Below are 11817 nucleotides of genomic sequence, written 5' to 3' on the forward strand. Positions count from 1 at the left end.
TCGCTACCGGGGATCCCTCGCGAAGTACGCTGCGGCTTTTTTCAGGAAGGAGTTTTCCTGCTCAAGTTCTCGGTTCCGGCGTCGCAGTTCCTTCAGCTCGGCACGCTCGTCCACCGGCAGCGGTCCGTCCTGCCGTCCGTTCTCACGCTCGTGCTGGCGCACCCAGGTGCGCAGCGTCTCGGGGTTCATTCCGAGTTCTCGCGCGACATGGGCGATGGGCTTGCTGGATTTCAACGCCAGCTGGACCGCTTCCTCACGGAACTCCGGCGAGTACGGACTTGGACGTGCCACGTGCTTCTTCCTTCGATTCTTTACAGGACAACCCTATTGGGTCCCTGTCCGGGATCTTCGGGGCCCCTCAGGGAGACCCTGTCCACCGGTCAGCAGGCAGTGAACCGGTCCCACGCGAAGATCCGCGCACTCGTCGAGCAGACCATGGCCACCCTCAAGTCCTGGCGTCTCCTTCGCAAGATCCGATGCTCGACCACCCGGATCACCAGCCTCATCCAAGCCGTCCTCACCCTGCATTTGGCCAGCTCAGGCCGATGATGGAAAAGCCTCACTGAGGTTTTCTCAACGCCTTTCGTGCCATGCATTGTTGAGGACGAGGGCGGCTTGGGCGATGGCTCCGATCCGGCCGGGGCTGATCGTCACGTGCTGGAGGGTGCGCCAGCGCTGCTTGAGTTCGGCTGCGGCACGCTCGCCGATCGCGCGGATGCCGCGCAGGAGCCGGTTGTGGGTCCGGGTATCCGCTGCCAGAGGTGAGGCGATGTCGGGATGGGGACGGAAGGGGGTGTGTACGCCGATACCGGCGCCGGTGTAGCCGACATCGGCCAGGGTCGGCAGCCCGGCGCGGGCTGCGGCGTACAACGCGGGCAGCACATGGGTCCGCGCGGCGCGCAGGTCGTGCACCGAGCCGGGCTCAACGTCGGAGACCCACAGCAGCGAGCCGTCGGGAGCCGCTATGAACTGCAGGTTTCCGGCGAAGTGCCGCCCCTTGCCGGAGTACCACAGGTCGTTGCCCCGCTCGGTGGTCCCGGCCACGCGGTCGCAGGGAATGAGCGTGCCGTCCAGCACCACGTGACTCAGGCCCTGCTCACGGCAGCGCTCCAGCACCTGGTGCAGGTCAGGGGCACACTCGGCGAGGACATCGATGCCCTCGTGGAGATACCGGTAGCCGGTGGCCTGGGAGATCCCGGCGTCGCGGGCCAGGCAGTGCACGCAGCCGCGCTCGCGGAACCAGCGCAGTACCAGCACCGCCTGCCGGAACGGGCCCAGCGCCCGCGCCCCGCGTGGGGTACCGATTTTCCGGCGGTGGGCGGCCAGGAGCCGAGCAAGGAAGACCACCACCGGGCGGGGGACGTCGAGCATGGCACCATAGGGGACCAACGTGAAGCCTCTGGTATCGCAGCGGACGATCTTATGAGAGAGAACCGTCCTACCAGGGGCTTTACGTCTGTCCGTCACCGGGGCAGGACTGTCCGGCCTGCCCCGGTATCGAAGTCTCACCCGGCTTCGCGTAGATCATTTCGCTGAGAAAACCTCACTCACTGACCTCGCCGAGATCATCAATCAGCTATGGGGGCAACCGACGCCCGGCGGCCAGCACTACCCCGCTCCGCTGCGTCGAGAAGTCGCGGCGATGAGTTGGAACGCCGAGGGGAGCGTGCGGCTGGAATCCGCAGAGGCTCTGCGGGAATCGCGCACAGAAGGAGAAGGGTACGAGTACGTGCTGATACGGGCATTCCGCGGGGGCCCGACCACCAGGGGCATTGCATGTTTGAGGCTTGGGTGGGTTCGTCCTGCGAGATCCGAGATCGCCCGGTGCCGGGGGCGGATGCAGGTGCAGGCACGACTTCGGTGATCATGTAGGTGTCGAATCCGCATGACCACAACCGAAGACCGTGCCTGCGTCCCTATCTTCTCCCATGCCGCAAGGGCTGGAGCAACTGGCCCGTACCCGCTCGCCGCAGCCGCTGCCCGACGCGGTCTGCCTGGCCCGTTTCCTGTCCGGACTGCCCGATCCGCGTGACCGCCGTGGCCGGCGTTTCCCGCTGGTCGCCGTCGTGTCGGCGGCTGCCGCCGGTGTGCTGGCCGGCGCCCGGTCCCTGACCGCGATCGCCGAGTGGATCGCGGACGCGCCCCGCTGGGTCCTCACCGCTGTCGGGTTCAGGACCGACCCGTTCAGCAAGACGATCCCGGTGCCCCACCCGACCACGGTGATGCGGCTGCTCAGCCGTCTCGACGGCGACGCCCTCGACGCCGCAGTCTGCGCGTTCCTCCGGTCCAGGGACGACTCCCGCCAGGCCGGGGCACGGTGGCGGGCTGTGTCGGTGGACGGAAAGGTCCTGCGCGGATCCCGCCTCCCCGGCCGGAAGGCCGTGTGGCTGCTGGCCGCCATGGATCACTCCGGCACCGTCCTGGGGCAGCGGCAGATCGCGGACAAGAGCAACGAGACCCCCTCGTTCATCCCGCTGATGACCGGCATCGATCTGGAGAACACCGTGGTCACGGCGGACGCGGCGCACACCCAGCACGCGAACGGCGCCTGGCTGCGCGAACAGAACGCGCACTACGTCGCCCTGGTGAAGGCCAACCACCCCGGTCTGCTGGACCGGTTGAAACGGCTGCCGTGGAAGGACATCCGCCTCGACCACTACGACAAGGCGACACGGCACCACCGGGTCGAGATCCGGCGGCTCAAGACCGCGGTGTTCCGGCACCTTGACTATCCCGACGCCCGCCAGGCCCTTCAGGCCGTCCGCTGGCGCAAGGACCTGACCAGCGGAAAGCTGTCGATCCAGCGTCTCTACTTCGTCACCAGCCTCCCCGCCGGCGCCGCCACCGGCGCCGAGCTGGCCGGCTGGATCCGCGGCCACTGGAAGATCGAGAACCAGCTCCATCACGTCCGCGACGCCACGTTCGCCGAGGACGCCTCAAGGATCCGCAGCGGCAGCCTGCCCCGCGCCATGGCCACCTTGCGGAACCTCGCCATCAGCGTGTTCCGCCAGGACGGCCACACCAACATCGCCGCTGCCTGCCGCCACACCAGCCGTGACCCCCGACGAGCACTCACCACGCTCGGCATCACATGATCAATCAGACAGATCGACTACACGCAAAGACCCTGGCCCGACCACTCGTCACCAGGACGCGCATTGGGCCGAGTTTGACAGCCGGTACGAAACAACCCAGTACCCGGCAGATTACCTATGGGGACCGGGCACACGCGAAGAGGCGCTGACCTGGCTGGAGAAGCACGGTCCCGTAGGGGACAGCATGGAATTCATCGACCGGGTGTTCCTACTTCAAGAAGCGGAAGGGCGGATCCTGCCGCCGATGCGACCGGAGGTGGCGGCGGGCTTGCCTGATGACGAGCGCGGCGGCATCTGGTACACGGTGCGGGCCGACTTCCCGCAGGATGCGTTTGCCCACGTGCGCAGCAGCCGCGAGCGCAGTTCGGGGCACGCGCGCCAGCCAGGCGACTGCGGCGCCTGCTCCGTCGAACTCCTCGGTTCAGGGGACCACGACCAGGCCCTCCGCGTCGCCGAGGCCACCGCCGGGGAAGTCCGTCCCGTTCGGCCGCCTGCCGTTCGCAGCCCGCACGCACTGTTCTGGCCTGATCGCCCCTGATCCGATCAACAACCCGTAGACCTTCCGCGTTTTGCCCAACCAATCACCTCGGGTACCGTCATCGCCGAGCAGGGGCCCGACCAGTTCCAGGGTCCCGCCACGCGCCAGGTTGGCGACCGCCTGACCGCGTTCCGCCATGCTTGCCCTCACAAGGGCTCACACCGCCACGTACGGGTCTCGTCGACTTGGTCGCACGACAGGACTCGACCGAGGTTTTCGGTACCGCCAAGCCGAACTCCTCACGTCATCGTTGTTTTCGGTGGCTGGTCGAGTCTGCAGGGTTCCACCGGCTGCCACTGACCTGAGAGGACGACAGGGTGAGCCGCGTTACAGCCCTCATCATCTGCGTCATGGCGGCGACGATCGCGGGCTTCGTCTGCGGGGCCACAGCAGCATGGATCGGGGAGTCGAGGGCCACAGCCCTGGTGTGGGGTGGTGGTGGGTTCGTCGCATCCTGCACGCTCGGCGTCGCCATGATCGCCTTCCCATTTTCAGGGGGCGGAGGCACGCCGCCCCCGCGTCGTAGCCAGCCCTAAGAACCCCTAACGAAATGAGTGGTGGGTACCGCTAGTCTCAGTGGCCATGAGTCAGAGCGGTTCGCAAGCGGCAGCGTTCTTCCGAGATGTCCGCCAAAGCAGAGTCGTCTGGCTTGTCCGCGATGACGACGGAATGCCGACCCACCTCTCCGCGGACGGCGCGCGAAGTCTTCCCTTCTGGTCGACCTCGGCCCGCGCCCAGAGGGCAGCGAAGATCTGGGGGCATGGGCTACGCGTTGAGTCCATGCCGTTGGAGACCTGGCGCGATCGCGAACTGCCCGATTACGCCCGGGATGGACTCAAGATCGGCATCAACTGGAGCGGGCCGCGCCTGGTCGGCTGGGATTTCACCCCCATGGAAGTTCTCAACCGGCTGGCGGCGGCTGACTAGCCCAGGGCATCGCTCGCCAGAGCACACAGTCGCCGCCAGCAGATGAGTGCGCATCCGAGAGTGAGGAAGGCCTCGTGGATGTCGTCGCGTATCTCCCACCGGATCCGCAGGCGACGGAACCAGTGCAGATGGGCGAACGCGCGCTCGACGAACCAGCGTTGGGCGCCCAGGCCGGATCCGTGCCCGGTGCCGCGGCGGGCGATCAACGGCTTCACGCCGAGGTCCCAGACCAGGCGACGGTACTTGTCGTGGTCGTACCCGCGGTCGCCCAGCACCACGTTCGGGCGGCGCCGGGGCCGGCCGCGCTTGCCCCGCACCGGCGGCACGGCTTGGAGAAGAGGGATCAGCTGGGTGACGTCGTTGCGGTTGCCGCCGGTCAAGGTGGCGGCGAGCGGAATGCCGGTGGCATCGATGATCAGATGATGTTTGCTGCCGGTTCTGCCCCGGTCGACAGGGCTTCGTCCGGTCTTGGCTCCCCCTTTAACGCCCGGATGTGGGAGCCGTCGACCGCCGCGCGGGAGAAGTCCAGGGCGTTCGCGCTGCGGAGCTTGGCGAGGAGGACCTCGTGCAGCCGGGGCCACACGTCGGCCTCGGTCCACTCGGCCAGGCGGCGCCAGCAGGTCATGCCCGACCCGAAGCCGAGCTCTTGCGGAAGGTGTTCCCAGGAGATCCCGGTGTGCAGGACGAACAGGATGCCCTGGAACACCAACCGGTCCGGATGGCGCTTGCGCCCAGGGCGCCGGGTCCGTCGCTCAACCCTAGGCAGCAGCGGCGCGATCACCGCCCACAGCTCGTCGTCGACTTCCCATGGCTTCGGCCGCGCCACCGCACACCTCCGGATCAGCACTCCCGGAGTGATCCAACCACCTCGAAGATCATTTCGTTAGGGGTTCTAAGAAGTCATCTCATTTGGTGAGTCTGCGGTAGCAGATGAGGGTGCAGGCGATGCTCGTGAAGGCAAGGAAATGCTCGGCCTTGCGCTCGTAGCGGCGGTGCAGGCGGCGACAGCCGGCCAGCCAGGCCATGCTGCGTTCGATGGTCCAGCGGTGGCGGCCGAGTCGCTGCGAGTTCTCGACGCCCTTACGGGCAATGCGGTGCCGAATGCCTCGCCCGGACAGCCAGCGCCGCAGATGGGCGTAGTCGTAGCCCTTGTCCGCATGGAGCTTGCCCGGTCGGCGTCGCCTCGGCCCCGGCGCGAGCGGATCGGCGGGATGCCCTTCACCAGAGGGATCAGAGCCTGGCTGTCGTGGGTGTTGGCGCCCGAGATGCCGACGGACAGAGGCAGACCGGACCGCTCGGTGACCAGATGGATCTTCGACCCGTACTTGGCCCGATCGACAGGATTCGGACCGGTCAGCTCCCCCTTTTGGTCGCCCGCATGCTCACCGAGTCGATCGCACAGCGGGACCAGTCCAGCTCCCCGCGGGACCCGAGTTCGTCGAGGACCAGGCGGTGCAGCCTGGCCCACACCCGAGCCCTCGTCCACTCGGTGAACCGCCGGTGAGCCGTCGCGCCCGACGGTCCGAACGACGCCGACGGCAACTGCTGCCACGTGCACCCCGACGTGGCCACGAAGATGATCGCGGCCAGTACCTCGCGGTCGCCGTGCCGCCGCCGACCACCGCCCTGCGGCCGGGACGGCGCCTCGGGCACCACCCGCTGGAACAGCTCCCACAACTCGTCCGGCACCAGCCGCTCAACGATCCCCACCACGGCCCACAGCCTACTCAGGACGCCAAATGAGATGACTTCTAAGGGGCACGGCGCCGACGACATTGCCCGATCCCGCCCCGGCGTCACCGGCAGCGGTGACATCATGTCGTCGATGAGGTGCAAGATTCGCATGTCCGCGTCTGGCGTTCACCTGTTCGACCGCGTCTCCGGGGTGAACGTGCTGCTCGACGAGGTGCCTGTTCCCGCTGAGCAGTTCTCCCGTGCTCCGCGGTATCTGTCCGTTGCGCTGACGAACGCGTGCGAGCTGCACTGCGTCTACTGCTACGCGCCCAAGCATGCCGCTGCGCTCGACAGGGAGCGTGTGCTGGCGTGGGCGGTCGAACTCGACGCCGTCGGGTGCCTCGGTGTCGGCTTCGGAGGCGGGGAGCCGACCGCTTACCGGCGGTTCGCTCAACTTTGTTCGGACATCGCCCAGTCCACGTCTATGGCGGTGACCTTCACGACGCATGGGCACCGGCTCACACCCGAACTCGTCGGTTCTCTGCGCGGGGCCGTGCACTTCGTCCGTCTGTCAGTCGACGGGGTCGGAGCCACCTACGAGCGGCTCCGGGGCCGGCCGTTCACGGCCGTGGTCCACGCGGCCGGGCTACTGGGCTCCTTCGCCCCGTTCGGCATCAATGCGGTCATCAACACCGACACGGTCGGCGAGTTGGACGACCTCGCCGAGTTCGCCAGCAAGGTCGGTGCGTCCGAACTGCTGCTCTTGCCGGAGCAGCGGACTGCGGCAACGCCCGGTATCAGCGACGCCGACGCGCAGCGCCTCGTCGAATGGGCCGTGACCTCCAGAACCGGGGTTCGGCTCGCGATCTCCCGCACCGGCCTGGAAGCCGCGCTGCCCACCGCGGAGGCCATCCCAGGCGAGCTCCCCCTCGACGCGCACATGCACCTCGACGCGACCGGCGTGCTGCGCCCCCACGCTTACGCGTCCACGGGAGTGCCGGTCGGGAACTCCATCATGGATGCCGTACAGACGCTGAGGGAGACAGGATGAGGATCTGGAACGGCTACGGCTCGGAGCACTCGATGAACCTGGTCCTGATCGGCCGATTCCAGACGGTCACCGGCGCGAAGGCAGCGGAGGAGCGCATGGAGGCTCTGCAAGCCCTCGCCGAGGCCGCGTGGTCTGACGACGACTGGCGAAGCCCCGAAGAGCGCATGCCTCGCGAACTCGGCCAAGCACTGTACGAAATGCAGTTGTACGACATGGGGCGATCCGACGTCGACATCTTCGCGTCCGATCACAGCGTCACCCGCGAGGCGGAGACGGTCCGGATCTGGACCGACGAGTCCGATATCCAGGGTTTCTTGAAGGTGCTCCTCCACCATGGCGCGAAGGTCGAGGTGTTCTCCCGCCACGAATGGGACAAGGACGGGAATATGCGGTCGGATACGAGCAACCGGAGCGATGGTGGATCTGATTGATCTGGAACGCCTGCCCGGCGCCGCCGACCAGAACTTCGAAGCGCTCACGCGGGCCATCGTGTCCCGCCGCTACAGCGCGCTGGGCACGATGCGAGAGCGCCGCAACCAGCCCGGCGTCGAGTTCTACCTGCGCGTCGATCATGACGGTGCCTTGGGCGCCCCCGGCCGAATCTGGGGGTGGTCGTGCAAATGGTTCATCCTTAACAGCAAGAACGAGCTCAGCGCGGGCCAGCGCAAGCAGATCGAGGACTCGCTCACCAAGGCGATCAAGCACGTCGCCGGGCTGACGGACTTCGTGCTCTGCCTTCCTGAGCGGCCCGCGAAGAGCGACGAGGAGTGGATCGACGGACTCGGCGGGCAGGGCGTCAGCGTCAAGCTCTGGTGCAACGAGAACTACGACGCCGAACTGGCCGGACACGACGAGCTCCGCTCCACCTTCTTCGGTGAACTCGTCCTCACCCCGAAAACGCTGGCGCGAACCCACGAGCAATCTGTGGCACCGGTCCGGGCCCGGTGGGCCCCACAGCTGCACATCGCCCACCACGTGGAGCACCGCATCGACCGGGCCTTGTTGCGCCCGGCGTCGTTCGAGTGGCTGCAGCAACGCACCGACGACGTCACAGCCCGGCTCCAGGCACTGCGCGCAGCCCTCGACGGCCTCGACACCGTTACCCGTGAGGGTGCCGAGGAGATTGTCGACGGTCTGGAGGGGTTCGTCGGCGGCCTGCGGGCGGTCATCGATGCCGGGAGGGGCCTTCGGCCCTGGGAAGTGCGCGAGCGCTTCGCCGACCAGCAGCCTCCGGGGACCTCTCCCCGAACGCTGCGACGCCTGGTGCTCAAGCTCAGGCAGCGTCGCCTTCCCGAGGCGCCGCTCGTCACCGGTCTCGGAGCGGAGATCCGCGACATCGTTCAGTGGCTGACCGCCATGCAAGCAGACGCCGAAGCCCCGCTGCTCGCTGTTGTCGCCGCTGCAGGACAGGGCAAGACGCACCTCGCCGCGCAGATGACCTCGCCGGAAGGCCAGCCGACAGCCGGGGTGTTCATCCAGGGGGCAAGCCTGCACACAGGCGACACTCTCGACGACCTCGCGCGACGGATCCCCGGACTCAGGGTCGACCGCTTCGATGACCTCCTGGAAGCACTCAACTCAGCCGGAGCCCGCGCTGGCTGCCGGATACCGCTGGTCATCGACGGCCTGAACGAGGCCGAGCGGCCCCTGGAGTGGCGGACCCTGCTCGCCGGGCTGGTACCGGCCCTGGGCAGCTACCCCCACGTCGCGGTGATCGTCACCCTCCGCGAGGTGCTCGCCGACCAGACCCTCCCGCAGGGCACCGTGTCCCTGGAACTGGAGTGGCAGCACGCGGAAGTCAACGACATCCTGCGCGTCTACTTCGACCACTACCTTATCAACCCGGCCGACGCCTGGCTTCCGGTCGGCGCTTTCCACAACCCGCTGTTCGTACGCATGTACTGCGAGGCCGCGAACCACGACCGCCTGGTGCCGGTGGGCGCGGAGGCGCTGCCTCAGCCCCTCATCGGCGTATTCGAGCTGTACCGCGATGGTGTGACCGAGCGGCTGGCCCTGGACCCGGCCCGCATTCCGGTGCCGGCCGACCAGATCAAGCGCCGCCTCGCCGCTCTGGCGAGACACATGTGGACGCACAACGTCCGCCGGCTCCCGTTCGACGAAGCGCGAAGAATCCTCGATGCCGACCAGCCGAACTGGGACGAAAGCCTGTTCCGGCGCCTCGTAGAGGAAGGAGTGATCTTCCGCGAGGAGATCAGGGGTTCTGACGACACCGAGTGCGGCTTCGTTTTTGACCGCCTCGCCGGATACCTGATCGCCGACGCGATCCTGGTGCGCATGCCCTACGTGGACGTCAACGAGCAGCTCGCGGAGGCGGCTCTCTGGCAGTCCCTCCTAGGCGACCATGCGCACCCCCTCGGAGAGGACATCCTCATCGGCCTCATCTCACTGGTGCCGCGCCGCTTCACCAGGCACCACCTGTGGCGCGTCGCCCCGGCTGAGCACCGTTCGTTGGTGCTCGCCCAGGAACTCACCACCGAGTCGGGCTTTCTCGACGACGAGACTGTCGACGCGCTCGCAACCGCGCTCGTTGCCGGACATCCCAGCAACAGGAAGGGCCGGCCCGCATTCGACCGTCTGTGGGAGATCCGCAGATCCGCCCCGCACCGCCTGAACGCCGCCTTCCTCGACCGGGTCCTGCGCCAACTGCCCCTTCCCCAACGCGACCTGCGCTGGACCGAATGGGCTCGAGGCCGGGCTCCGGGCCGGCTTACGGCGGACCTGGAACGAGCGATCGACAGGTGGACCGGGAGCAGCAGTCGCGCCGAGAGCGATGATCTAGACGCGCTGGCCATCGCCTGGCTGCTGACTTCCACGGACAAGAGCATGCGGGACCTGGCGACGAAAGCCCTCCAGCGCTACGGCCGGCCAGAACCCAAGCGACTGTTCGACCTCGCCACCCGGATGCTCGATGTCGACGACCCCTATGTCGTCGAACGCCTCGTCGCCGCCGCGTTCGGCGCCGGCATCGCCCACCAGATGCCCGATCCCGGCGGACCGTTTGAACACGCGCTACGGAACTGGCTAGTGCAGCTACGCGGCAGCTTCCTCGACGGTGGGACTGCGCCCACCTCGCACGAGCAGTTGCGCGGCTACATACGGGCCACCTACGAATTCGCCGGCACCCTCCACCCCGCCGCCGTCCCGGACGGGGTAGACGCCTTCGCGCCGAGGTTCGCCGCCGTGGCGCCCGCCGAGGTGATGGAGGACGACGACCCAAACGCCGAGGAGTGCGACCACACCTTCGGCATGGACTTCGAGAACTACGTCATCGGGGCCGCCATCAACGGCAGGGACAACTACGACTTCGGCCACCCCGACTACCGCAGGGCCCGCGCCGAGGTCATGGCCCGCGTCTGGGATTTGGGCTGGCGCGAGAAGAAATTCGGCGGCGTCGACCAAGACATTGCCAGGAGCGCCGACCGGCCCTACAGCACCCACAGGAACGTGGAGCGCTACGGCAAGAAGTACGGCTGGATCGCCTACCACGAAATGGTCGGCCGCCTCGTAGACGCCGGCCGTGCACCGGCCCCGTTCGGGGACGCAGAACGATTGATGCCCGACATCGACCCGACCTTCCCCGACAGGCCCCCGGTGACGCCCATGCCTCTCCCGCCATGGGCGCCCGCGGAGCCCACGGACGACCAGACCTGGCTCACGTCCGGGACGGTCACCGTGCCGGACCAGCTGTGGTCACCCGAGGAGATCCACGGAGTGGACGGCGGCTGGCTTCTGGTCGAGGGATATCTGGACCACCGCCACGGCGGGCGGACGGTGTTCGGGTTCTTCCGCACCCTCCTGCTGAAGCCGGAGGACGCGGACCCCGCACAACACCTCGCCAGCGAGCGCCCTTATCCGGGGAACGACTTCTTCCCCTCGCTGCCGACGGTCCGCGACGTGCTGGCCGCGGAGATGCCGTGGAGCCCCAGGTTCAAGCTGACCTTCGACGACGATGCCCCAGCCGCCGTCCCGCCCCGGGCGCTGCGCCGCGACTGGCAGGACAGCGGCATCGGGCTCGACCAGGTCGCTGTGGAGTTCGCCTCCGACAGCACTTCGGAGACCGGGCTCGACGGGTCCTATGACGTGCCGTCGTTCGAGTTCGCCGCCCGGTTTGGCCTGCGTCAACTGCCCGGCACCGTGGACCTTGTGGGCTTGGACGGCCGGCGCGCCTCCGCAGTCTTCCGCGCGGATAAGCCCTGGCGCGGCCACCTGCTCTTCCTGCGCCGCGATCTCGTCGAGGACTTCGCCGGTGATCGTCGGATCATGCAGGTGGCCTGGGGCGAGCGCGAGGTGGCCGTCGACTGGCACTCTGTTCCTTCCTGGGTGCGCACGGCGCAGCGCAGCCACGCGAACGTGTGGCGCCACATCCGGATGCTCGGGACGGATCAGCGCAACGCAGAGAACTAATACTCCAGTGCGGTTTCGTGATCTATCCAGCGGGTTCGTCGACGGATCGTCGTCGGTAGTGGCTGTGTCGGGCTGTTGCCTGGTGGCGTCTGCGCCAGATTGACCAG

The 11817-nt window shown here is 67.7% G+C and carries 9 protein-coding genes and 2 pseudogenes; 7 read left to right on the forward strand and 4 right to left on the reverse strand.

The window, feature by feature from the left end; translation table 11 throughout:
• Window positions 1–3: 3 nt before the first annotated feature.
• The gene (locus tag AC2CJA_RS17840; protein ID WP_484603692.1) at window positions 4–291 is read right to left on the reverse strand and encodes a transposase; all 288 of its coding nucleotides are present in this window, start codon (window positions 289–291) and stop codon (window positions 4–6) included.
• Between the two features lie 72 nt (window positions 292–363).
• Here AC2CJA_RS17840 and AC2CJA_RS17845 point away from each other — a divergent pair.
• Window positions 364–549, forward strand: a pseudogene (locus tag AC2CJA_RS17845) (transposase family protein); the annotation flags it as partial.
• 24 nt (window positions 550–573) lie between these two features.
• On the opposite strand, the gene AC2CJA_RS17850 reads toward AC2CJA_RS17845, so the two are convergent.
• Window positions 574–1389, reverse strand: coding sequence for a transposase family protein (locus AC2CJA_RS17850; RefSeq protein ID WP_484603693.1), 816 nt, complete (start codon window positions 1387–1389; stop codon window positions 574–576).
• 539 nt (window positions 1390–1928) lie between these two features.
• Here AC2CJA_RS17850 and AC2CJA_RS17855 point away from each other — a divergent pair.
• The 3 genes from AC2CJA_RS17855 (at window position 1929) to AC2CJA_RS17865 (ending at window position 4560) form a co-directional block, all read left to right on the forward strand.
• A complete protein-coding gene (locus AC2CJA_RS17855) occupies window positions 1929–3095 on the forward strand; it encodes an ISAs1 family transposase (RefSeq protein WP_484603694.1) in 1167 nt (388 codons plus the stop codon).
• Between the two features lie 184 nt (window positions 3096–3279).
• A complete protein-coding gene (locus AC2CJA_RS17860; protein WP_484603695.1) occupies window positions 3280–3633 on the forward strand; it encodes a hypothetical protein in 354 nt (117 codons plus the stop codon).
• Between the two features lie 582 nt (window positions 3634–4215).
• Window positions 4216–4560, forward strand: a complete 345-nt coding sequence (locus AC2CJA_RS17865; protein ID WP_484603696.1) for a DUF2750 domain-containing protein — start codon at window positions 4216–4218, stop codon at window positions 4558–4560.
• Here the strand turns inward: AC2CJA_RS17865 and AC2CJA_RS17870 are convergent.
• Together AC2CJA_RS17870 and AC2CJA_RS17875 are read right to left on the reverse strand one after the other, a co-directional pair.
• A protein-coding gene (locus AC2CJA_RS17870) for an IS5 family transposase (RefSeq protein ID WP_484603697.1) occupies window positions 4557–5386 on the reverse strand; the annotation gives its coding sequence in 2 pieces (ribosomal slippage) (window positions 4557–5044 and window positions 5044–5386; 831 coding nt in all). The two genes, AC2CJA_RS17865 and AC2CJA_RS17870, sit on opposite strands and share 4 nt — an antisense overlap.
• Before the next feature lie 79 nt (window positions 5387–5465).
• Window positions 5466–6264 (reverse strand): annotated as a pseudogene (locus tag AC2CJA_RS17875) (IS5 family transposase).
• Between the two features lie 40 nt (window positions 6265–6304).
• Here AC2CJA_RS17875 and AC2CJA_RS17880 point away from each other — a divergent pair.
• Genes AC2CJA_RS17880 through AC2CJA_RS17890 form a run of 3 tightly spaced genes read left to right on the forward strand, consistent with a single transcriptional unit; the run spans window position 6305 to window position 11710 of the window.
• The gene (locus tag AC2CJA_RS17880; protein ID WP_484603698.1) at window positions 6305–7285 is read left to right on the forward strand and encodes a radical SAM protein; all 981 of its coding nucleotides are present in this window, start codon (window positions 6305–6307) and stop codon (window positions 7283–7285) included.
• Window positions 7282–7716 (forward strand): DUF6375 family protein, encoded by a 435-nt coding sequence (locus AC2CJA_RS17885; RefSeq protein ID WP_484603699.1) that lies wholly within the window; start codon window positions 7282–7284, stop codon window positions 7714–7716. The genes AC2CJA_RS17880 and AC2CJA_RS17885 overlap by 4 nt, the downstream gene beginning before the upstream one ends.
• Window positions 7700–11710: a hypothetical protein gene (locus tag AC2CJA_RS17890; RefSeq protein WP_484603700.1), complete on the forward strand. Its 4011-nt coding sequence runs from the start codon at window positions 7700–7702 to the stop codon at window positions 11708–11710. Before AC2CJA_RS17885 ends, AC2CJA_RS17890 begins: the two co-directional genes overlap by 17 nt.
• The last annotated feature ends 107 nt before the right edge of the window (window positions 11711–11817 follow it).

Source organism: Streptomyces sp. ATLC9 (assembly GCF_057196705.1).